The sequence below is a fragment of the uncultured Desulfosarcina sp. genome (assembly GCF_963664155.2).
In the GTDB taxonomy this organism is placed as follows: Bacteria; Desulfobacterota; Desulfobacteria; order Desulfobacterales; family Desulfosarcinaceae; genus Desulfosarcina.
In genome coordinates, this window is record NZ_CAXXXH010000001.1 from 468,525 (window position 1) to 492,039 (window position 23,515).

The window sequence follows — 23,515 nt, forward strand, 5'->3', positions numbered from 1 at the left end:
GTATGCCCGGTTTTGAGATATTCGGCGAAGAAGAATGCGAACAGGTCAACGATGTGTTGGAAACTGGAGTCCTGTTCCGCTATGGCTTCGATGGGGCCCGCAAGGGGCACTGGAAAGCCAAAACGTTTGAGACGGAACTGGCCCGACGTTTAGGCCTGAAATACGCCCACCTTTGCGCCAGCGGCACGGCAGCCCTGTCCACGGCCTTGGCCGCCTGCGGCATTGGTGCCGGCGACGAGGTAATCGTTCCCCCCTTCACCTTCGTAGCCACCATCGAATCGGTACTCATGGCCGGGGCCGTGCCGGTGTTTGCCGATATCGACGAGACACTGTGCCTCTCGCCGGAAGGACTGGAAGCCGCCCTGACCCCGGCCACCAAAGCCGTCGTTCCCGTTCATATGTGCGGGGCCATGGCCCGCATTGACGAAATCAAGACCATTTGCGACCGGAAGGGGCTGATCCTGCTGGAAGACGCCTGTCAGAGCGTCGGAGCCAGCTACCAAGGCAAAGCCCTGGGCAGCTTCGGCAAAGCCGGCTGCTTCTCCTTCGACCCGGTAAAGACCATCACCTGCGGTGAAGGGGGTGCCGTGGTCACCAACGACAGGAATGTCTATATAGCCGCCGATGCCTATGCCGACCACGGCCACGACCACATCGGCAATGACCGGGGGGCCGAAGAGCACCTGATCCTCGGCGCCAACTTCCGGATCAGTGAACTCAACGCCGCCGTGGGTGTGGCCCAGTTGAGAAAGCTGGACTGGATCCTTGAAACCCAGCGTCGCAACAAATCGGCCATCAAATCGGCCATGGCAGCCATTCCCGGGATCGCTTTCCGTCAGCTGCCGGATCCCGAGGGAGACTCGGCAACCTTTCTCACGTTTTTCCTGCCCGACGTGGAGACCGCCCGGCAGGCCGTCAAGTCCCTGGCCGCGCAAGGCGTGGACGGCTGCTTTCACTGGTTTGACAACAAGTGGCACTACATCCGCAAATGGAATCATCTGCATGCCATGCAGGCCTCGGCACGATTGGCCGTTCAGACACTGGCCAATTGCCCGGACTACCGCACCCTCTCCATGCCCGGATCCGATGCCATCATGCAACGGGCCATCTCAATGCAGATCAAGCTGGGATGGACACAGGAGCAGCTGGATCAACGCACCCAAGCGACGGTGAAAGCGCTCAAGACCCTTATTTGAAAAAGGAAATCAATATGTTTCGCAATTTTAAAATGGTCTCGAAGGTGGTCTTCGGCCGAGGGTGCTTCTCGCAGCTGGGGGATATTCTCCAGGAAAAGCGGCTGGGCAGCGAATCGGTCATGGTGTTTCTGGTGGACGACGTATTCGAAAAGGGTGAACTGAAGAACCGCCTGCCCATGAATGCCGACGACATGCTGATCTGGGTCAACGTCGATGATGAGCCCAAAACCGTCTATGTGGATCAACTCACCATGCAGGTCAAAGAACACATGGCCGGCAAGAAGGACAGCCACCCCTCGGGAGTGATCGGCATCGGCGGTGGAAGTACCATGGATTTGGCCAAGGCCGTCTCCCTCATGCTTACCAACCGGGGATCGGCCGCCGACTACCAGGGATGGGACCTGATCAAAAAACCGGCTGTGTACCACGCTGCCGTGCCCACCTTGTCCGGTACCGGTGCCGAGGTCTCCCGCACCACGGTACTCACCGGCCCCCAGAAAAAACTGGGCATCAATTCCGACCATACCGTCTTCGACCAGATCATTCTGGACCCGGAGATGATCGCCAATGCCCCCAACCCACAGCGATTCTATACCGGCATGGATTGCTACATCCACTGCGTGGAATCCCTGGAGGGCACTTATCTCAACAGTTTCTCACAGGCCTATGGCGAAAAGTCCATGGACCTTTGCCGGGACGTGTTTCTGACCGACCCGGATGACGCCGACGACCGGCTGATGATGGCCTCCTACTGCGGCGGCATGAGCATCGCCTACTCGCAGGTAGGTATCTGCCACGCCCTCTCTTACGGGCTCGCCTTTGTGCTGGGACTGCATCACGGCCTGGGCAATTGTGTGGTTTTCGACACCCTTGAAGAGTATTACCCCGAAGGGGTCAGGGAATTCCGGCAGATGATGGCGCGACTGGGCATTGGTCTGCCGCGCCATCTGACCGCCGGCATTACCGAGACCCAGATGGAAAAAATGGTTGACGTGTCCCTGGTATTGGAGCCCTTATGGGAGAATGCATTGGGCAAGGACTGGAAAGCCGTCATGACCCGGGAAAAGATCAGGGCGCTCTACCTGAACATGTAACCGCCCATCCGGCTCCGCCGGAGTCCGCAATCAATAAAGGACCGTTATGAATCCTATCCATATCGCCACGGTGGCCAGTCATGCCGCGTGCATCGTCGAGCGCACGTCGCGCCTGATTCGCAACATTCGAAGTCGGTTTTTACGATCGCCTTCGATCTACTGGGGACGGCATACTGCGAATGTGGCCGGGCCGGCGGTGATCCTCTTCCCCTGCTCCGTTAACCGGCTTTGCTGCGGCCTGGCCGGCATCATTGCGGTCAAGAGCAAAGCGGATGGCCACATTAAGTTCGATCTTTCCTCCATGGCCGCACTCGTCGATACCGCCGCGACGGCCGGACTGGAAACCCGGTTCCCTGGGATGGATACCAGCGCCGACGGATACCTGGGTGGACAGGCAACGCTGGACACCCTGCTGGCAAACATCCGGACCCTCAAGCAAGAGACTGCGTTTCTCACTCTGTTCAAGGACCCCGCCGCTCAGAAAACGGTCGCCGATCTGTCCGGCAGACTATCGACGGTTCTGCAGCGTGAGCAGGCACTGCTGACCAGACAGGTGGGCAGCCTGGCCCCCCAGGTGGTCGATGTCGTCTCCACGCGTATCGAAGCCCTCAAAGACATGATCTGGTGCCTGGATGTGGAACTGGCCGGCAACATCGGACGCATCCGGTCGCTGATGTCCGGCAGCGCCGGACAGGGGCCCGACAGCCGCATTACCGTTTTGCGACAGATCAACGCCGTGCTCAACAGCATCGACCGGCTTGAAGTGCGGGGCCGGGATTCGGCAGGCATCTCCATTTTGTTCATCCTGCCGGCTGACGCGTATGAAACCCTCGCCGCCGAATTGGACCGCAAGGGACTCACCGCAGACTTCGAACGCCGCATGGATCGTGAGGTCCTGGAAAACACGAGCATCAGCATGAACCGGTCTGCCACCGACAACGGGCAGGCAATCGTGGCCCTGACGGTGGTCTATAAAATTGCCGCCGAAATCGGCAGCCTGGGGGATAATATCCGCTTCCTGCGCCGGCAGATTCAACAGGACGACATCCTGATGCAAATCGCCGCCGCCCCCCACACCTTTCACACCGTGTCGTCCCATACACGGTGGGCCTCGGTGGGCGCCATCACCGAACCCAACTGCCATCCGGTGGACAATACCCTCTCCGGCGCCACCTTGAAGGACCGTCCGATCATCCATGCCTGCCTCAACGGCGATATCGACAACTACCAGGAACTCAAAGCGGCGATGGAAGCCGCCGGTGAAACCATTCCCGAACCGATCACGACGGACACCAAAATCATTCCCCTGCAGATCGAGCACTACCTGAAAACCGGCGGCGGGGTGGCCGAGGCCTTCCGACTGGCGGTGAGCGATTTCCAGGGATCCCACGCCATCTCCATGCACACCGACCTGGCCCCGGGGAAATTCTTCCTGGCCCAGAAAGGCAGCGGCCAGGCCGTTTTTGTGGGACTGGCCGAAGACCACTATATGCCGGCTTCCGAAGTCTATGGATTCATCGAGGAGACATCCCGTTTCCTGAAGATGAACGGGGAAAAGGTGGTGGACGGGAAGAAGGGGCCGACCCAAGGCCAGATCTTCATACTGGATCAGCACTCCTCCGGAGGACTGGCCGGCATCACCGCCATGTACTACGACGGCACCCCTATCCAACTTTCCGATGACGATGTCAAGCACACGGAAATCACCTCGAGGGATATCGATAGGCAGGAACATCCCCACTACTTTCTGAAAGAGATTTCGGAAGCCCCCCAGTCGGTCGAACGCACCTTGCTCAATCGCTGGAAGATTACCGGCGACGGCCGGCATTACGTCATCCATCTCGATGAACACACCTTCCCCCGTTCACTGGAAGAGGCCTTCAGGGAAGATCGAATCCGGCGCGTTTTTTTCGTGGGGCAGGGAACGGCGGGGGTGGCCGCTCAGGCCTGTGCCGACATTCTGAAGTCCTATCTGGCCGATCCCGCCATTCAGCTGCGGGCACTCAAGGCCTCGGAACTCAGCGGATTCGAATTGAACGAAGGCGACGCCAACACCAGCATGGCCGACGCCCTGGTCGTTGCCATCAGCCAGTCCGGAACCACCACCGACACCAACCGCACCGTGGACATGGTCAAGGCCCGCGGCGCCCACACCCTGGCCATCGTCAACCGCCGGGATTCGGATATCACCTTCAAGGTCGACGGTGTATTATATACCTCCAGCGGCCGGGATATCGAAATGAGTGTGGCCTCCACCAAAGCCTTTTACTCACAGATCGTCGCCGGCGCCCTGCTGGGCCTGAAAGTGGCCGGGATCAAGGGACGCCGCTCCACCGAGTTTCTCTCGGACCAGATTGCCGAGCTGCTGAGCATCCCCGACCACATGCGCACCGTTTTAGCCCTGGGAAATCAAATCCAGGCGTCGGCCCGGCGCCTGGCGGCCACCAAGACTTACTGGGCGGCCGTGGGCAGCGGTCCCAACAAATCCTCCGCGGACGAGATCCGCATCAAGCTCAGCGAACTGTGCTACAAGACCATATCTTCGGATTTTGTGGAGGATAAGAAGCACATCGACCTCTCCTCCGAGCCGCTGATCATCGTCTGCGCCGCCGGGTCCAAAGGCACCGTCATCGGCGACATCATCAAAGACACGGCCATTTTCAAGGCCCACAAGGCCGCTCCGGTGGTTATCGCCGACGAGGGTGAGGAACGGTTCCAGCCGTATGCCGACGATGTCTTTCACGTTCCCCGGGTGAGCCCCCAGTTTGCACCCATTCTCAACACGCTGGTGGGTCACATCTGGGGCTACCACGCCGCACTGGCCATTCACGAAGGATCCCGGTTCCTCCACGGCGTCCGTGAATCCATCCACAATACCCTTGAGGATCTTGCCGGACAGGGCCTGGACATCTACGAGGTCGTTCTGGAAAAGAGTTTCCGGGAGAAGATCGCCGGTTTTTACCAGGCCTTTCGCGCCAGGCGCAAGGCCGAACAATTCCCCACGGCCATTACCCATGCATCGGATTTGACCCTGCTGTTCAAGTACCTGTCTGGCCGGCTGCCGCTGTCCGATTTCGAAATAGATTTCGGCCTCAAGGGCACGGCCAAAAATATACTCGATACCCTGTTCCGCGTGCTGGGAGAGTCCATCAACCTCATGTCCCGCCCGGTGGACGCCATTAAGCATCAGGCCAAAACCGTCACCGTGGGCACCAGCCGCATCAGCGAACGGGTGGAGGGCATCCTTTTCGAAACCCTTGCCGGCCACGAGTTGGACCTTTCGCAAGTGCTCAACCGCAATATCATCGTCATGAAAAACATCCAGGACGTTATTGATCACGTCAAAGGCAGCATCCTCTACCGCATCGATGGACTGGGCCTGCTGGGCGATCCCACGGATCAGACCACCATTGCCATCCTGAAAAAGACGGGCATCCTGGCCCGGCTGTCCTCCCGGGTGGAATCAGACCCGGTTTTGAAAGGCACAAAACGCATCATCGTCAGCGAAGGCAACGTCTATATCGGCAAGGGCAGAAAAGACGGACGAAGCATCGTGGTGATTCCGGCCACATCCAAGGATCCGGCGGACGGCAGCCGCATCCGGTATCTGCTGCTGCTGAACATCGGATTCAAGGAAACCATCCCGTTGAAGAAGAAAATCAAGGCCTTGGGTGGGAAATACGAGCACATCAAGAACATTGTCCAGGAAAACAGCGTCTCCTGGATCGACGATTACCTGAACGAGGTGGCCGTGGACGACCTGTTCGGCCAATCGGCGGAAAAGTTGGCCGAAGCGATGGTTGCACGGCATCGATAGCAAAACGGTCGGAAGCCTGAAGTCAGAGGTCAGAAATCCGATGACGGATAACAGCAATCAGGAAAAATTTGCCCCTGAATATAAGAACGGCCGGGAGGATTCCCCGGCCGTTGGCAATTTATTAATCGTCCGCGGGTGAAAGCCGCACCATCAATTCCTCATTACCCTATTCCGGCATTCCTCAATCCGATTCAAAGTTTATCGATCAGGTCGCACAGCAGCCGCACACCGAACCCCGTTCCGCCGGCCCCGCAGTAATCCGACGCCTTCTTCGCCCATGCCGGCCCGGCAATGTCGATGTGCGCCCAGCGCGTGTCACCGACAAATTCGGACAGGAACAGGGCTGCGGTGATAGCTCCACCCCAGCGGCCGCTGCTGACGTTGTTCATGTCGGCAAAATCGTTCTTCAGCAGTTCCTTGTAGTCCTCGGGCAAGGGCAGGCGCCAGCAGCGCTCGTGGGTCTTTTCCCCCGAAGCCACAATGCCGGCGGCCAGCTCCGGGTCTTTGGAGAAGACACCGGCGATTTTCTCGCCCAGGGCGACGACACAGGCACCGGTAAGCGTGGCCAGATCGATCAGGGTGTCCGGTTTATACTGTTTGACGGCCCAGGCCATGGCGTCGATGAGAATTAAGCGCCCTTCCGCGTCGGTATTGCCGATTTCTATGGTCTTTCCCGTATAGGATCGAATAATATCCCCCGGGCGGATGGCGGTTCCCGAGGGCATGTTCTCCACCAGCGGCATGACCCCCACCACCTTGATCCCCGGCTTGAGGCGGGCCACGGCCATCATGGTGCCGGCCACGGCGGCGGCTCCGGACATGTCCATTTTCATGGTTTCAATGCTGCCGGAGGGCTTCAAATTAATGCCGCCCGAATCGAAAGTGACCCCCTTGCCAACCAGGACAACCGTCTTGACGGCATCCTTGGGGGCGTATTCCATGGTTACTAACCGGGGTTTGGCGCTGCTGCCCTGAGCCACCGCCAGCATGGCGCCGAACTGCTGCTTTTCCAACCACCGGTCATCCATGATCCGGGTCTTCAGCCCCGCTGTGCTGGCGGCTTTCTGGATCAATTCGGCGAAGGCTTCCGGCCGCTTGTGGTTGGATGGCGTCGTCACCCATTCTCTGGCCATGACACTGGCGCCGCAAATGGCTGCCACGGACTTGGCCAAGCCGGAATAGGCCTTTTTCTGGGCTGCCGTACCCATGAGAACTAGGGTTTTAACCGGGGTCTTCTCCTTTTCCATCTTGTACCGGTCGAAGATATGGTTTCCCAGACAGGCCCCTTCCATCAGGGTTCCAAAAAGGGTCTCGGCATTGATTGTCAACTCGGCGGCAGACGGCGTGGCAAGGGTCATGGCGGAAAGACCGGCGTTGATGCAGGCCTTCACCGCCTTTCCGGCAAAGGCCCTGAAGGATTCGCCGGTTAAGGTTTCGGCTTTTCCCAACCCGAAAAAAAGGGCCCGGGTGATACGGGTTTCAGATGGTTCGAACAAGGTGATGACATCACCTTTTTTCCCCTTGAACTCGGAGAATGCTTTTGCAGCACCAATGAGTGATTTCACCGTGTTGTCGGTGTGAATCTCATGATCCTCGCACACGGGCACCACCAGGGTGTCCACCTTCACGCGTTTCAAGTTGACGACTTTGACTTCAAGCATGCACGGCCTCTTTCCGGCCGGCTCCGCCGATAAGGCGGAGCCGGCATTGAATTGCCCGGGTGGCGCGGCGGCGACTCCGGGACCATCGGCATTATCGCCGGATGGTAACCTTCTCCATGATCACCGGTTCTTTGGGTTTGTCCATGGGACCCGTTTTCACGGCCCCAATTTTCATCACGACGTCCAACCCGTCGGTCACCTTGCCGAATACCGAGTGACGGTTGTCCAGATGGGGTGTGGGGGCCAGCGTCACGAAAAACTGGCTGCCGTTGGTGCCCGGTCCGGCGTTGGCCATGGAGAGCACGCCGGCACCATCATGCCTGAGGTTAGCGTCAAATTCATCCTTGAATTGATAGCCCGGACCGCCGGTACCGTTGCCGAAGGGGCAACCGCCCTGGATAACGAATCCTTCGATGACCCGATGAAAGCCCAGGCCGTCATAATAATTGCCGCCCCTGGCGGTCTCCTGTCGACCTTCGGCCAGATTGATAAAATTCCAAACGGTCTCCGGGCACTCTTTGGCGTAAAGTTCGGCCTCGAAGGTACCCATGTTGGTCTGAAATACCGCCGTGGCCCGATCGATCTTTTCTTTGTAACTGTCCTTCTTGTTCGACATCGATTTCTCCTTGTTCATGGAACGAAAAACCACGCCGCGCAGGGGCGTGGATGGGTTGCTTCGATTTTTTACCAATATAGGGACATCCGTCCATGGTGTCAATGACAGGCGGAACTCGGGGACACGATGACGATGGTGGACAGTTGACCAATAGGCAAGCTTACCGTTGAGAACTTTTGGGTTTATCACATTCCAATCAGCGAGAAATTGAAGGAAGGAATACACCGCTCCGGAACTTGTGTTTATTGTGCTGCGGGAAAAGACAGGCAGCGTGCGCTTACCTGAAATGGCAGGCCACCCATCTTCCCGGGCTCACCTCTCTGAACTCCGGGAAATCGATCTTACATCTTTCCCGTGCCTCAGGGCATCGGGGATTAAAGGTGCAACCGTCGGGAGGATTGATGGGGCTTGGCACATCACCATGCAAGACAATTCGTCGGCGGTTGGCGCCTGGTTCAGGCTTGGGCGCGGCGGAGAGCAATGCCTGGGAATAGGGATGCAACGCCTGCCCATAAAATTCTTTTTTATCAGCCAGTTCTACGAGGCGGCCCAAGTACATTACAGCGACTCGATCACATATGTGCTCCACGACGCTGAGATCATGAGAAATAAAAAGGTAGGTCAAGCCAAAGCTTTTACGAAGCTCCAGCAGCAGGTTGATAACTTGGGCCTGGATAGAGACGTCCAAGGCACTCACCGGCTCGTCGGCCAGGATGAACTTTGGCTGTAAGGCCAGGGCCCGCGCAATAACGATGCGCTGGCGCTGACCACCACTGAATTCGTGGGGGTAGCGCCGTGCTTGGCTTGGCCGCAGCCCGACCACCTCCATCAACTCCTTAACCCGTTTCTGCCGTTGGACGACCGAACCTTGCCTGTGGATGGCCAGGGGTTCTGAGATGATGTCACCCACCTTATGGCGGGGGTTCAAAGCGGAATAGGGGTCCTGATAGATAATCTGGGCTTCACGACGGAAGCCCTTCAACTGCGTGCGGTTCAAGCTTGCCAGATCGCGTCCTTCGAAGCTCACGCGTCCGGAAGTTAACTCTTCAAGGCGCAAAATCAGGCGGCCCAGGGAAGATTTTCCGCAGCCGGACTCTCCCACCAAACCGAACACCTCTCCAGTTTTTATCGTCAGGGACACACCGTCCACAGCGCGCACAACGCCCTGACGTGATCCAAATCCATGGCGCTGCAATTTATAGTACTTGACCAGCTTGTGGGCCGTGAGGATTGCGGCGCTCATGAGTTGCCTCCAAAGGGCCGCCAACAGCGAGCCATATGTCCGCTGCGCACTTCCAGCCAGGGAGGCTCCTCAACGCACTTATCGTCGCGGATGCGGCAGCGGTCTTGGAAAGCACACCCCCGGGGCAGATTCATCAGGCTGGGTACTGTCCCCGGTATCGCTATGAGCGTTTGTTCTGCTCCATGCTTAGGCAGAGATTCAAAAAGGCCTTTAGTATAAGGATGGGCCGGTCTGGCAAAAAGATTATCCACCGGAGCGGTCTCCACAATCTTGCCTGTGTACATCACGGCAACCCGATGGCAGGTCTCGGCCACAACTCCAAGGTCGTGGGTGATCAGCATGAGCGCCATGCCGATTTCGGCCTGCAGGCGTTTCATCAGATCGAGGATTTGTGCCTGAATGGTCACGTCAAGTGCTGTTGTGGGTTCGTCGGCTATCATCAAGGCCGGATGGCATGCCAGGGCCATGGCGATCATCACCCGTTGACGCATGCCCCCGGAAAGCTGATGGGGGTAATCATCCACCCTCGAATCTGGTTCGGGAATCCCCACCAGATCCAAAAGGTTGATGGCTTCTTTCCGAGCCTGCGTCTTGCGCATGCCGCGATGCTTGCGCAAGGGTTCCATGATCTGGAAACCCGTGGTGTAGACCGGATTCAGGCTGGTCATGGGCTCTTGAAAGATCATGGAAATTTCATTGCCGCGGATGCGACTCATTTCAGCGGGTTTTGCCCGGACCAGATCGCGTCCCTTGAAGAATATTTCTCCATGGGCAATGCGTGCCAGGGGTTTGGGCAGGAGCTGCAAAATGGACAGGGCGGTGACGCTTTTGCCACAACCGGATTCACCAACCACACCCAGCGTCTCACCCGGATCCACCGACAAACTTACCCCATCGACGGCGGTAAGCAGGCCGCGCTTGGTTTTGAACTGAGTCTGAAGCCCCCTTATTTCCAGTACCGGCATCTTTATTGTGACCTCAAAGAAGGGTCCAGAACATCTCGCAGCCCATCACCAAAGAGGTTAAAACCCAAAACCAGTATCAGGATGGCCGCGCCCGGAAAGGCTGCCACATGAGGGGCTATCTGAATGTATTGGCGGCCTTCACTGAGCATGGCACCCCACTCCGGGGAAGGGGGTTGAGCGCCGAGCCCCAGAAAGCCCAACGCTGCGGCTTGCAGCACTGCCGTTCCCATGCCCAAGGTGGCATAAACGATAATCGGCGGCAGACAATTCGGCAGAATATGTTTCAGGAGAATGCGACAATGGCTGCCACCCAGATGGGCCACGGCCTGCACGAAGAGCTGTTCTTTCAATGACAGGACGCTGGAGCGCACGATACGGGCATAGTGGGGTATATAAACCAAACCCACCGCCATCATGGTGTTGGTGAGGTTCGGTTCCAATATGGCGGTAATGAAGATCGCCAGCAATATGGCCGGAAAGGCCAGCAGCATGTCCATGGTCCGCATGATGATGCTGTCGGTCCATCCGCCGAAATAACCGGATAAAAGTCCCAGCAAGGTGCCGGGGATCAACGAAATGCTCACCGATATGATGCCAATCATCAAGGAAATGCGCGCACCGTAGATAACCCGGCTGAAAATATCGCGGCCTAAACTATCCGTCCCAAAAACATGATCACTGTCCGGGCCTTTGAGACGCTGCAGAGGCGAAGGGATCAAGGGGTCGTGGGGAGCCAGGCGGGGGCCCAGCAAGGCCACCGCTAAAATCAGAATGATGAGCCCCAAACCGACGGCGGCACTCCAATTGCGGAACAGGTCTCTTATTGCCTCCCGCTTATTCATTGACACGAATCCTGGGATCGAGCATGACGTAAATAAAATCCACCACCAGGTTGATCATCGCCATCATGCCTGCAAAGATGAGGATGCAGCCCTGAACAGCGGCATAATCCCTGCCCATCAGGGAATCGACGACATATCGACCTAAACCCGGCCATGAAAAAATCGTCTCGGTAAGCACAGCTCCACCCATCAATACGCCTAAATTGAGTCCCAACACAGTCGCTATGGGTAAAAAGGCATTGCGCAGGCTATGGTGCATAATGACCACGGTCTCGCTCATGCCCTTGGCGCGGGCAGTGCGGACGTAGTCTTTGTTCAACACCTCCAGCATGGAGCTGCGCGTAATACGGGCAACGATGGCCATGGGGATGGTGGCGAGGGTGAATGCGGGCAGGATCAAATGCCGGCACGCACTGAGGAAGGCCTGGTAGTCGGCTGCGAGAAGCGAATCGAGCAATACCAATCCGGTTACCGAAGGGATATCCAGGCCAATGCTGATGCGGCCCATCATGGGCAGGATCGGATATTTGACAGCCAGGAGATAGATCAGCATGAGGCCCAGCCAAAAGATGGGCATGGATACCCCCACCAAGGCCAAAAACATGGAAAGATAGTCCCACAGGGAGTATTGGCGCACCGCCGAGAAGACCCCGGCGGCTACCCCGAACAGTGTGGCGATGGCCATGGCTGCTATGGATAATTCCAGCGTCGCCAGCAGTCGGCCCCAGATTTCCACGGCAACAGGGGCATTGGTCCGGATGGAGTTGCCGAGGTTGCCGTGCAGGATGTTTTTTAAGTAAATCCAATATTGAGTCAGGTGCGATTGATCGAGGCCCAGCTGGACCCTCAGCCGTTGCAGTTCCTCTGGACTGGCGAACTCCCCCAAAAGCAGACGGGCAGGGTCCCCGGGGATCAACCTGAGCATCAGGAAGACCAGCACAGAGACCCCGAACATGATCAGCAGCAGGTGAAGCAGCCGTTTAGATAGGTAACCCAGCGTCATCGCTAAACACTGTCTCTAATTTTTGCCCACCATCTGAAAGGAGTTCAGACCATTTGGCCTGAGGGGCACCCCCGTGAGCTTATTGCTGTAACAGCGCACGATGGTGGTGTGGACCAAGGGTATCCAAGGGGCCTCGTCGTGGGCAATCTCCTGAGCCTTCATATACAGCTTTGTGCGCTCGGCCTTGTCAAATATTTTTTGCGCTTTGATACAGAGATCAGTGAATTCGGCGTTTTTCCACAGGGCCACGTTGGATGCACCCGGGGTATTGGCGGTATCGGCCGAGAGGAGACCATAGAGAAAATTGTCCGGATCGGCATTGCCGCCCAGCCAACCCAGCATGCACAGGTCGTGTTCACCGTTTGATGTCTTTTCAAGATAAGCGCCCCAGTCCAGTCGCACAATCTTCGACTTGACGCCGACAGCCGAAAAATAGGCCTGCAACAGCTCTGCGGTTTTGGCCGCATCCGGCATGTAGGCGCGGCTTACCGGCATCGCCCATAGCTCCAACACGCGGTTGAAATCAAAGCCCGCCTCCTTCAGGAGTTTTTTAGCTTTGGCGGGATCATACGCATAAGGTTCGATCTCATCGTTGTAGCTCCAGATGGAAGGGGCAAAGGGATTTTTTGCCGGTATGGCCATGCCCTGGAAGATCGCCTCAATCAAAGTCGCCTTGTCGACGGCATGGCTCAGCGCGCGACGCACTCGAACGTCTTGAAGGTAAGGTTTTGCGGTGTTCAGGGCCAGGTAACCCACGTTGACACTGGGACGGGTGATGATGGACAGATTGGGGTTGGTCTTGACCAGTTTGATGCTGTCCGGATCCAGGTCGTCGGCAATATCCACCGTGCCGGACTGCAGCGCCATGAGGCGGGCCGAAGGCTCGGGAATGGATTTGAGCACAATCTTGGAGACTTTGGCTTTTTCACCCCAATAGTCGTCGTTGCGTTCCATGATGATCTCATCATCTTTGACCCATTTGACAAACTTGAACGGACCCGTACCCACGGGGTGTTGGCCGATCTGATCCTTGTACTCCGCCATCGCCTTGGGAGAAAGAATGGGACAGAGCCACAGGGCAAGGTTGTTCAGCAGCGGCGCATAGGGTTTTTTGGTAATCAGTTGAATGGTATAGTCATCCACAATCTTGATCGTGCTGACCTGACTGAGGGAAAGGCTCAGGTAACGCCACTTGCCGTAGCTGTTTAACGGATGCTTCTCGTCGATGATGCGGGCGAAGGACTCATAGACCGCTTTGGCGTTGAACGGCTCGCCATCGTGAAACCTGACCCCCTTGCGCAGGTTGAAGGTCCAGGTCAGCCCATCCTCGGAAACGCTCCAGGACTCGGCCAGCTGCGGCTCGACATCCATGCTGTCTTTACCGAAAATAACCAGATTTTCCAGCATCTGGATCCCGGCCTTGATGGACTCTCCATCGGTGGCCTGAGCCAGATCCAGGTTCACCGAATCGCCGCCACGGCCCCAGATCAGCGTATCATTGGAGCCCGCCCAGACGACCCCGGGCAACAAGCAACAGCATATCAACAGCATTTTAAATCGTTTGCCCATTTTTCCTCCTTGTTTGCCTGATCTTAAGTTTTTATTTTTCCCCGATGGATTGAGTGGTGAAGGCGTATCAGCCTTTACATCCGGACTTTCCGGTTTTAGTGAACCATAGGAAGGCGCTGTGACGATGGTTTCTATCTAAAGCGGCTTTGAATGGATTGTCAAGGGTTATATTAAATTAATTTAATACAACATATAAAAAGTTTTTAAGACGAAAAAAAATATGCTACATTGATTTTTTAGGTCCGCTTTGATCCGGATCAACCACCCTAAGCAAGTTTCCGGAATTGTCTGACACCAAGGGAAATGGGGATTAAGCGAAATGATCCCTCCTAAAAACTTGAAAAGCAGCGCCGGGTTTGTCTGCAAACTTGTCGCCGAGTCCAAAATGCCCCGCAATCAGGTCGCTGCGGCATCCGGACTCACCAACACGTATATTCGGGACCTCGAGCAGGGCAACATCGCCAACGTGGGCAGGGAGAAACTGATCCAGTTCGCGGTCGCTTTAAACCTTAATCTTGCCAGCATCGACGAATTATTGCGGGTTTTTGACCGGGCCAACCTTTCCGAGGACGATATCCCCCTTTTCCTTGAAGCGGGCATTAAGCGCAAAACCACCACGGCCATTTTCCCGTTGCGCGATTTCTATGCCTACGAGTTGGCTGTCTACTCACAGGAGTGCATCCCTGGTGACCAGGTGATGGTCAATGACCGGCCCACGGTCTGTTTACGCCAACCGGGCCACCGCACGTTCACGGAGAGAAGGCTGGTCGAAGCCCATCCGATATATGAAAAATTGCTGGAAACCATCGGAGCGGAGCGCCGAAAACGGCTGGAGGAGAATCTGGGTAAATTTCAGGTGACCCATTACATCTGCCGCCAGTGTTTAGAAGACTATGTTCTCAATAGTGGAAACGCTGAAGAGAATCGCTGGCGTAAGCGGCACGTCCGCAACCTGATTACCTGCATGGATCGCTACCCGAAGTTAACGGTTCATCTGACCGGGGTTTGCGCGTACACCCTATTTTCCATCAAAAAACCGCGGGACGGGTCGAAAGTGCAAGTCAATTTTTGTGCCAGACCGGGCCATTTCGTGGCGGGTGAAAGACCGGGGCGGTTGAGCGGCTTCTTCACCATCAACCCGATGATTCTGCAAACCTTCCAGGAAGAGCTGCGGTCCATCAAGGGGTGGGTGTTGGAGGAATATGCGGATCGCCGCGACCTGATGGAATACCTCGATAAACTGATCAGCGGGTAGAGCCCCCTGGGTTCGATCCCCGCCGTAACCAGACAAAGCGCACGCCGGCGGCCGATTCTTCTCGATGGAGCACGGCGGCGCAACCCCGTGCCATTCGCTCGAGCATGGTCCAGGCAACGACCTGGTGGGCGCGTGCGCAGCGTTCCAGCCAGGCGCCCTGTACGACTTCGTCCAAGACCTCGGTAATCACTTCACTTTTCACCAAGGGCCAGAAACGGTTCCCGAAATTGGTTTTGGCGATCCGTTGGGACGTCGGCTCGACAGCCATCGACCCGCACATGGCCGCAGTGAAGACGTCCGGCTCAAAAGCGGCGGCATAGCGATGGTAACGAGCATAAATCCGCTTGTTGCGCCGATCGATATCCGCCTGCCCGGCCATGGTTGTTAACAGGTCGTCTGCCAGCGCCTTGGATTCCCTGGCTCCGGGATGATCGACTGCCCCGTAAAAGGGCAGGATGGCATAGACAAAAGCCCGCGGAATCCAGTGGGCTCTGAAATGCGGGTTCAGATAGCCGGCAAAAGGTTGCTCCCACTCATGGCTGGGCACCCCATGCAAATCCAAAATATATTCAGGCAACCAACGGCGAAAGAGACGCGTCTTGACCCGGGCTTCGGGAAACGGCGTATTGTCGTCAAAGTAATGGGCATACCATTCCACGCCCAGCGCGTTGTAGCGGGCCGCATGCAGTTTATGATCAGGGGCCTCGGGTAAAAGCTCCTCCAAGGTGGCCACGCCGTCAGCGTTCTCCAGGGGAACGATCACAACGTTGACTTTCTTTAACATTTCATGGCCTTGAGAGGTAGCGGCGAGACGCCAGGCCAGGCTCAGGGCCGCGTTGCTGCCCGACACCTCATTGGCGTGATGCCGGGCGTTGACCAACAATGTCGGCTTCAGATGGCGTGCCTTGCCGACTGATGCGCTTGCGGGAATGCTCGCCTCCACGGCCAGGATGCCGCGCCCGTGCAAGGAGTTGCCCGCCCGCCAAACATGCAGGTGATCGAAACCGTCCAAATCCCGGGTCCACCGCCGTATTTGGTCCGCACTGGGGATCTTTTCCTGGTCCAGCGGTTCTGATGGCGGTGTCACCTTGCCCGGAGGGATGCGGCGGGCCGGGCGATCGCGAAATAAAAATTCTCCATCCGCAAGACGTTTTAAGTCCAACCCCCAAGCCTTCGCCACCTGGCAAAGCCTGGCGCCCGCTTCATCGCTCATTTCAGGGGAGCCGGCTTCCAAACGAACGCCGAGTTTTCCTTTGGACCAGGACAGGTGCTTTGAGACCGGAGGCTGTTTTATAGCGCCGGCATCCTCTTTGATCGGTCTGAGTCTCAGGCGAGCCCAAGGTTTTTCGGGACAGTGAGCGTGCATAACCGGTACAATTCGGCCTAGCTGCAACAATGACTGCGGGCAGTGTTTGAGACAAAATGCCTTCATGAAATCAAGCAGGCCGAAGTACAGGTCTTCATGCAGGGCCTCCATCGGCGACAATCGTTCCTCGTCCAGGCCCAAGCGTTCTTCAGTTTCAGAGATGGCCACTTCAATGCGGACTTCCTGCCAGAACGCGAGCTTTGATCCCTTCAGCATTTCGGGCAGCTGCTCTATCATCCTCCGTTCAATTTGCGGCAGCCAGCGATCCAGAAATCGACGCCAAAAAACTTCCCGGTCACTGGGCAAGTACGCCTCCCAGAATACTTGGCCGTCGCGGCTTAATTTCAAGCCGATGCAGGTTGGGTTCACCGTGCCGCCTTCCGGCGGCGCTGCGATATAGGAGAAACAGGAGGTCGGTGGTGTAAAATCCCGGGTGAAGACTTCCCGCCCTTGCCGGTCCCAAGCTGTCAAGCGGTAAGCGGCCTGCTGTTCGGGATCCATGCTCATTTCAACCCGCTCGACAGGCCAGCCTTTATTCAGGGCCAAAAGGTCCGGTGCCGGAAATATCTCTTGTGCCCAGCGGCTTTTCAATTCCAACTGGTTTGGATGTTTGCCTGCAAAGGGTTGGAAGGTTATCAGGACGCGGCAGGCGGTTTCAGGAAGACTCGGCGCGATCTCGTTAAGCAGCCAATCCACACCGGGCTTATATGCATTGTACACCTTTATTCCGGGATGGTACCCCTTGCCTGACAATAGCGCTTTCAAGCGATGGGCAAACGACCGGCGCTCATTTGCCGGTTTGCTCAAAAACGCGGTGCATTCAATCCGCCCCGTCCCGGACGGAACCGATTTTGCCTCGGCCAATAGGCGCTCGACTTCTCCGGGCCAGCGCAGCCGTCGGGTTTCTATCCTTGGGCGAGCCGTCTTGATGGGCGGTTCGATCCCGATCGCTTCGCAAGCCTTAATCAACTGGCGCGATCCCGCGGGCGCCACGGGTGGTAAACGACGTTGCGGATGGTTGGACAGGCGATGGGCCAACGAGCCCCGAGAGCCGATTCCATTGGCAATGCAAGCGGCCTCACCCACACGATCCAGCCATGACGATATGCTTTCGCTTCCCGGACCCTGATCTTCGAACCATAGCCTGCCGGTTTCCTCCAGGAGCCTGACCAGCCTTGAACCGTTCCCTATGGCTAATACCCGCGAATTGGGAAGTACCTTCAATTCGGCTGCCTTGGCATCGGGGTTTAGAACAACCTTCAGCATTATGCCGTCAAACGGTCGGTCCCCAACCCAAGCCAGGGGAAGCATCAAATCCGTGGCTTCAGCCGCTGAACGGGAAACGAGATTGGTCAAGGCGATACCAAGCCTGGCCGGGAGGCGTGACGGAAATTCCAGGCCAAGCAGCAGCCTGCTATCCCTGGGACGACCGGAAGGAGCGATCAGGATGGATTCTTTAAAATGCAGCAGATCGACCGAAGGTTCCATGCCCGAAGGATCTTGGGCCCGGCTGCTTATTGAGCACAGATTTACGAAAACTGGTGTGTCGGCGTCTCGGCCCGTCACCCGAGCGTGAGTATCCGATGCCTGGTTTAGAACGATGCGTTCAGGGTATTTTTCTGTCGGGTGTATGGCTGCCAGCGATAGACTCTCTAAAACCCGGGCCATCGCTTTGGCGCTGTTACCGCACAGGCGCCAACCGCAGGGGTTGCATGGCTCAATCGAGGCAGCCCGAGGGTGTTGTTTTCTTGGCCGCTCCACCACGATGCAAGTGGATGAGGCGGCCCTGGACAGACTGGCTATCGGGCCGGTTACCGAGGTTACATGCATGGTTAATCGCGCAGACAGGTTGCCTATGGCTGCCCACATATCGCCATCCTGCAGATTGGATGCGACGCAGAGCCGCACCTGCAATTGATCTGGATAGCCGTCTCCGTCGCAGTCCATCCAAAGCCGACCTTCAGGTGCCAAGTGGCCGAGATTTAAATCGATTAAACCTTTTTTTTGTTTAGGCGGCATTGACCTTTCCAACGTATATATCAGTCATGGGAAACGGATCTCAAAATCCGGAGTAGAAACGTCTTCTGGCATCCTTTCCCACAAATTGCCACAAAAACCAGGACGAATCAGGTAGCGCCTATGCAAAATATTCGACGGCAGGCGCCACCGCAACGAAGCCATCTATTCGATATTGTCGAATTCAGCACACCCGTCATCGGGTATCTTTTCGGAATCAGATCTAAACGCAAGAGGGCCTTCCATGTTTTCCGGAATCCTACTGGGAATAAGCTTGAATTCCGATTGCACCCCGATGGGGAAGGCGGTCATGCGAATAAAGCGCAACCTCACCCATTCCCCGGGACCATATACATCGTAATCGGTCACCAGGCCAATTAGCTTATTGTCATCCGACAGGCCCGTGCCCACACCTGAACTTTTTTCGTCCCAAAACCGCGAGGGTCCCACATCCACATGCACCGTTTTGCCATGATAATATCCGGTTCCGCCAAAGCCTATCGATCGCACGTATTCCCATACCCGTTTTGACGAAACCCCCTCCAATATGAAATCAGGGACCATGCCGTATTGATGCAGACTTGCCTTGGCCGCCAAGGCATCCCCCTAGCGCAGTCGGGTATTGTATTCTGGGGATCTGTATCCCGAGGTAATCGTGAGCACCGCACCCGGTGCCAATCGGTTTTCAAGGAAATCCAAAAATTCGATCAATCGCAATAAAAGGACCTGACGGGAGGATTGGTATGGCGCGCCGAAAACAGCCGATATTTCCCTGTAAGCGTCGGCATGATATTGACTGGACCTTTTACGATAGCTTCCCTTGAAGGCCTTACCGCTCTTATTGCTTGCCAAGTGAAGGTAACCGTCGCCACTGTAGAAGAACCGGTTCTTCGTCGGTTGGTCCGCGGGTGCAGTATTCACCATCAGCCCGAAAATCAGCGACGCCAAAACAATGATTTTAAGTATCATGGAAAGAAAATTTCATTTGTCATGGATGTTTAATGCTTGACCGGTTCAGCAACCTTCTGACTTCAGAAATATTGCTTTGGCAATCCGGCTTCAATCGTCCGTCTGTTGTCCTCAGTATTCCGTCTTCCGCCCTCTGTCAGCAATTCCAACTCCCGGTCGTAGCGGTCAATGACCGCCGGCCAGGCATACCGCGCCATCATGTCCGACAGCACCGGACGATGCGCGACATAGCGCTGGGGATTGCGCAACATGTCGGCCAGTTTACCCACCAGTTCATCATCGTCACGATACAAGAAAAGCTCGTGGAACTCGTTGGGAAGGATTTCCGGGTAGGAGAGCCGGCGAGGCAGCAGCGGCAGGCAACCGTGCCGCATGGCCTCAACCACGGCGATACCGAAGTTCTCCTGGATGGCCGTGCTTACGGCGACGAACCCCTCCTTGAGCCAGCCCGCATACGCTTTCCTCGATGGCGCAAAACCGTATTGGACGATCCTTTTGGCAAAACGGGATTTGGCTTCAATAAACACTTGGGGTTCGTTCCGATAGTTCTCACCCAAAATAGCCAGCCGGAAATCGATCCCCATCCGGTCCACCCGGTCGAGGGCGTCAAAGAAAGCCTCCGGATTCTTGTCGAATTCCCAGCGGTGGTTCCAGACGATCAACGGCGGCCCCGATGGCAGCGGCGATGGTTCAAACGAAGTTGCCTCAAAGCGGCATCCCGGGTGAAGAATGCCGGCTTTTCTCCGGATGGCATCGACGGCCCACCTGGGCTTGAACTCGGGCATCTGGCCGATAAAACCGGGAAGAATGGTAAAAAACCGATCAAAATGAAATCGGGAATTGAACAGGATCCGGTCTGCACAAAGGGCGGTGGTGATGTCTGTGAAACCGAATTGCAGGTCCATCTGCTCACCGGGAGCCAGTGGATAGGTAAGTTGGTTCTCGTGAAGGTAAACCAGCGTCGGCGGGCGGTCTTCCTCGCACAGCGCGGTGAAATCCGCCAGGCTCATCAGGCCGGTGGTGATAATCCCGTCAAAGGATGCCAGGTCCTTTATCGTTTGAACAAAGTGAAGGGCCGCCCCGCGCATGCGCCATTTCCAGAATCGAGCGGGCAGGGTCGCCAGATGGATATCATGGCGGGAATGGGCCGCAAGGCCCTCGGCAAAGTCTCGATGGGAGCCGCCGAAAAAGGGTTCCAGAAAGAGAAAACGCATCAGCTCAGGCCACTTATCCCATCTCCATGGCGTTCACCAGTCGATGGAGTTCATCGAAAGAGATCTCTTCCACGCGGGCGCTGCCCAACGCGTCGAGGAATACAAAATGAATTCCCCTTCCCTCCCGCTTTTTGTCCTTGCGCATCGCCGCAAGCATGGATGGGGCGTTCACCGGTGGCCGAAAGGGCAACCCGTAACTGTCGACGATCCGTTCAAGGCGCCTGGCCTCAAGAGGAGGCAGCATTTCTTTTTGCACGGACAATTTGGCGGCCATCACCATACCGATGCCCACGGCCTCGCCATGGGGAATGCCCGTAAGTTTTTCTATGGCGTGACCGAAAGTGTGCCCGAAGTTCAACTTGCGCCGCTCCCCATGCTCCCGCTCATCCCGGGTGACGACACCTGCTTTTATCTCAATTGACCGATATACCAGATGCTCGATGATGGCACTGTCCAGATCCAGGGCGGCATCCCGGTGATTCTCGAGAAAATCCAACATGCGGTAATCGGCGATGGCCCCGTGCTTGATGATCTCCGCAAAGCCGCACTGGATCTCCCTGAACGGCAGGGTTCCGAGCAGCATCGGGTCACAGACGACAAACTCGGGTTGATTGAACACCCCCACCATATTCTTATACCCACCGAAATTCACTCCATTTTTGCCGCCCACGCTGGCATCCACCTGCGACAGCAAGGTGGTAGAAACAAAACCAAAGGGTGTTCCCCGCATGTAGGTGGAGGCCACGAATCCGGCGATGTCGCAGACGATGCCGCCACCGACGCCGATAATAAGAGTGGATCGATCCGCCTCTAGTTCTACGAGTTGACTGAAAAGGGTCGTCACCGTCTCCATGGTTTTGATCTTCTCTCCCGAGCCGATGGAAATGACCGGGCAGGCGGGAAATTGTTTTTGGTAAAGCCCGGCGACCGTGGTGTCGGTAATGATCACCGGACGGCGCCCGTCAATATACTGCTTCAGATTGTCAATCGACTCCCCAACCATAATTTGGGAGGCTCCGGAGGCGCCTCGAACCAATAACTTTTTCATAAACTCACCACCATTGGATATCTTTGGGGTCGCGGGAAACCCGGTTTTGGATACGGGCAATGCGTTGCAATGAGTATCGTTTCTCTTACCACAGTCACATCAGATGGAAAAGCCAAACCGGCTCTTTTAAGGATGCTTTTTCTTCAGCTGCAGGCCTCCCCCTTCCCCGGCAATTTGCCTGATTTTTTCAAAGTGCACCGTTTTTACAGTCGACCAAGCGCCCGTTCACCCTCGTGGCTTGCCCCCTGCCCCGGTTTGGGTTATGCTGGTGTCAAACCGTTAACCATAGCAGCAACACCGACGCAATCAATCAGGTGCTTCGAGATCATCATGGATCCGGTAGTCGTTCCCATCGACGGAGTCCTTGACCTTCATACCTTCGCCCCCGGCGAACTCAAAGGGCTGATGCAGGACTATATCGACGCCTGTCTGGAATCCAACATCTATGACCTGCGGATCATTCACGGCAAAGGCAGCGGAACGATGCGTTCGAGGGTTCACGCATTGCTGGAAAAGGATTTTCGCGTTCAAAGGTTTAAAGGCGCTCCTGCAGATGCCGGGGGATGGGGGGCAACGCTGGTGAAGCTGAAAAGGACGTGATATGGCCGAGAAAGAAACCATCCTGGTAATAGACAACGAGTCCGATCAACTGGAAATGATGAAGGAGATCCTCGGGCGGATCGGCTTTGATGCAAAGACCACCGATAACCCCCAGCAAGCCCTGGAAATGGTGGAAAAGCAGGCGTTCAGCCTGATTTTCATTGATCTCATCATGTCCGAAATCGATGGAACGGACCTTTGCGAGCAGATCAAGCAGGTCCGGCCGGGCGTCTGCGTTTACGCCTTTTCCGGCCATGCGCACCTATACAGTCCCGAACGACTGGAGCGGGCCGGATTCGACGGAGCCATCGGCAAGCCCGCCACCATGGAGGAGATCAAGGCGGTCTTGAGCCGTGCCATGGACACCCAAATATAAAGGAAAACGCGACCATGTTGAAAAAGATTATTTCCGGTGGACAGACCGGCGTGGACCGAGCGGCCCTGGATGTGGCCATGCGGTTGGGAATCGCCCATGGCGGGTGGGTTCCCAAGGGACGCCTGACCGAAGACGGCGCCCTGCCTTCCCACTACCAGTTGCAGGAAATGCCCACGAACGATTATGAAGCCCGTACGGAAAAAAATGTGCTCGATTCAGACGGCACCCTGATCATCTCCCGCGGCCGCCCCACCGGCGGCACCGACTATACCCGGAGGATGGCGCTGAAGCACGGCAAGCAGCTGCTGCACATCGATCTTTCCCTTGGCCAACAGCCATCGGTTGCGGGCTCACTGGTCGCCTCCTGGATTGAAATGAACCGGATCGAAACCCTCAACGTGGCCGGGCCCCGCGCCAGCCATGACCCGGCCATTTACATGGACACCATCAACATCATGACCCACGCCCTGCAGTGAAACAGTGTTGAACCAATAGAAAAGGGGCCGCTGGAATAAGCGTGCCCCCTTCGTATTTTTTTGGTGGAGCTGAGGGGGATCGAACCCCTGACCTCATGACTGCCAGTCATGCGCTCTCCCAGCTGAGCTACAGCCCCGAAAATAAAAAGCTAACCTAACAAAATCGGTTTTCCCTGTCAACGCAATTTT

Annotated in this window: 18 protein-coding genes and 1 tRNA gene; 7 read left to right on the forward strand and 12 right to left on the reverse strand. The window is 56.5% G+C overall.

What is annotated here, in order from left to right:
* Nucleotides 1–2: 2 nt before the first annotated feature.
* From ACHZBS_RS02255 to ACHZBS_RS02265, 3 genes are read left to right on the forward strand one after another with little or no spacing between them, the layout of a single operon-like run.
* Nucleotides 3–1,196, forward strand: a complete 1,194-nt coding sequence (locus ACHZBS_RS02255) for a DegT/DnrJ/EryC1/StrS family aminotransferase (protein ID WP_319404905.1) — start codon at nt 3–5, stop codon at nt 1,194–1,196.
* Between the two features lie 14 nt (nt 1,197–1,210).
* Entirely contained in the window at nt 1,211–2,290 is a 1,080-nt protein-coding gene (locus ACHZBS_RS02260) for an iron-containing alcohol dehydrogenase family protein (protein WP_319404906.1), read from the forward strand.
* Nucleotides 2,291–2,336: 46 nt separating this feature from the next.
* The gene (locus ACHZBS_RS02265; RefSeq protein WP_319404907.1) at nt 2,337–6,107 is read left to right on the forward strand and encodes an SIS domain-containing protein; all 3,771 of its coding nucleotides are present in this window, start codon (nt 2,337–2,339) and stop codon (nt 6,105–6,107) included.
* Nucleotides 6,108–6,298: 191 nt separating this feature from the next.
* Here the strand turns inward: ACHZBS_RS02265 and ACHZBS_RS02270 are convergent, their stop codons facing one another.
* From ACHZBS_RS02270 to ACHZBS_RS02300, 7 genes are all read right to left on the reverse strand, one after another.
* Nucleotides 6,299–7,768, reverse strand: a complete 1,470-nt coding sequence (locus tag ACHZBS_RS02270) for a leucyl aminopeptidase (RefSeq protein ID WP_319404908.1) — start codon at nt 7,766–7,768, stop codon at nt 6,299–6,301.
* 91 nt (nt 7,769–7,859) lie between these two features.
* Nucleotides 7,860–8,384, reverse strand: a complete 525-nt coding sequence (locus tag ACHZBS_RS02275) for a peptidylprolyl isomerase (protein WP_319404909.1) — start codon at nt 8,382–8,384, stop codon at nt 7,860–7,862.
* Nucleotides 8,385–8,661: 277 nt separating this feature from the next.
* Nucleotides 8,662–9,627, reverse strand: a complete 966-nt coding sequence (locus ACHZBS_RS02280; protein ID WP_319404910.1) for a dipeptide ABC transporter ATP-binding protein — start codon at nt 9,625–9,627, stop codon at nt 8,662–8,664.
* Entirely contained in the window at nt 9,624–10,592 is a 969-nt protein-coding gene (locus tag ACHZBS_RS02285) for an ABC transporter ATP-binding protein (RefSeq protein ID WP_319404911.1), read from the reverse strand. Before ACHZBS_RS02285 ends, ACHZBS_RS02280 begins: the two co-directional genes overlap by 4 nt.
* Before the next feature lie 2 nt (nt 10,593–10,594).
* Nucleotides 10,595–11,434 (reverse strand): nickel transporter permease, encoded by an 840-nt coding sequence (gene nikC / locus ACHZBS_RS02290; protein ID WP_319404912.1) that lies wholly within the window; start codon nt 11,432–11,434, stop codon nt 10,595–10,597.
* On the reverse strand, nt 11,427–12,437 hold the full coding sequence (locus tag ACHZBS_RS02295) for an ABC transporter permease (protein WP_319404913.1): 1,011 nt from the start codon (nt 12,435–12,437) through the stop codon (nt 11,427–11,429). Before ACHZBS_RS02295 ends, nikC begins: the two co-directional genes overlap by 8 nt.
* Before the next feature lie 15 nt (nt 12,438–12,452).
* Nucleotides 12,453–14,006 carry an ABC transporter substrate-binding protein gene (locus ACHZBS_RS02300; protein WP_319404914.1) on the reverse strand — a complete coding sequence of 518 codons (1,554 nt, stop codon included), beginning with the start codon at nt 14,004–14,006 and terminating at the stop codon, nt 12,453–12,455.
* 319 nt (nt 14,007–14,325) lie between these two features.
* On the opposite strand from ACHZBS_RS02300, the gene ACHZBS_RS02305 reads away from it, so the two are divergent.
* The gene (locus tag ACHZBS_RS02305) at nt 14,326–15,261 is read left to right on the forward strand and encodes a helix-turn-helix transcriptional regulator (RefSeq protein WP_319404915.1); all 936 of its coding nucleotides are present in this window, start codon (nt 14,326–14,328) and stop codon (nt 15,259–15,261) included.
* Here the strand turns inward: ACHZBS_RS02305 and ACHZBS_RS02310 are convergent.
* The 4 genes from ACHZBS_RS02310 to aroB form a co-directional block, all read right to left on the reverse strand.
* Complete coding sequence (locus ACHZBS_RS02310; protein WP_319404916.1) at nt 15,251–18,496, reverse strand: M14 family metallopeptidase; 3,246 nt, start codon at nt 18,494–18,496, stop codon at nt 15,251–15,253. The genes ACHZBS_RS02305 and ACHZBS_RS02310 overlap by 11 nt on opposite strands.
* A 312-nt stretch (nt 18,497–18,808) precedes the next feature.
* The gene (locus tag ACHZBS_RS02315; RefSeq protein WP_319404917.1) at nt 18,809–19,240 is read right to left on the reverse strand and encodes a DUF882 domain-containing protein; all 432 of its coding nucleotides are present in this window, start codon (nt 19,238–19,240) and stop codon (nt 18,809–18,811) included.
* Between the two features lie 434 nt (nt 19,241–19,674).
* Nucleotides 19,675–20,826: a DUF3524 domain-containing protein gene (locus ACHZBS_RS02320; protein ID WP_319404918.1), complete on the reverse strand. Its 1,152-nt coding sequence runs from the start codon at nt 20,824–20,826 to the stop codon at nt 19,675–19,677.
* Nucleotides 20,827–20,839: 13 nt separating this feature from the next.
* On the reverse strand, nt 20,840–21,874 hold the full coding sequence (gene aroB / locus ACHZBS_RS02325; protein WP_319404919.1) for a 3-dehydroquinate synthase: 1,035 nt from the start codon (nt 21,872–21,874) through the stop codon (nt 20,840–20,842).
* Between the two features lie 330 nt (nt 21,875–22,204).
* Here aroB and ACHZBS_RS02330 point away from each other — a divergent pair, with 330 nt between their 5' ends.
* Genes ACHZBS_RS02330 through ACHZBS_RS02340 form a run of 3 tightly spaced genes read left to right on the forward strand, consistent with a single transcriptional unit; the run spans nt 22,205 to nt 23,326 of the window.
* Nucleotides 22,205–22,474, forward strand: a complete 270-nt coding sequence (locus ACHZBS_RS02330; RefSeq protein WP_319404920.1) for a Smr/MutS family protein — start codon at nt 22,205–22,207, stop codon at nt 22,472–22,474.
* 1 nt (nt 22,475) lies between these two features.
* Nucleotides 22,476–22,850 (forward strand): response regulator, encoded by a 375-nt coding sequence (locus ACHZBS_RS02335; RefSeq protein ID WP_319404921.1) that lies wholly within the window; start codon nt 22,476–22,478, stop codon nt 22,848–22,850.
* A 14-nt stretch (nt 22,851–22,864) separates the two neighbouring features.
* Complete coding sequence (locus ACHZBS_RS02340) at nt 22,865–23,326, forward strand: putative molybdenum carrier protein (protein ID WP_319404922.1); 462 nt, start codon at nt 22,865–22,867, stop codon at nt 23,324–23,326.
* A 61-nt stretch (nt 23,327–23,387) separates the two neighbouring features.
* On the opposite strand, the gene ACHZBS_RS02345 is transcribed toward ACHZBS_RS02340, so the two are convergent.
* Nucleotides 23,388–23,463, reverse strand: a tRNA-Ala gene (locus tag ACHZBS_RS02345).
* Between the last annotated feature and the right edge of the window lie 52 nt (nt 23,464–23,515).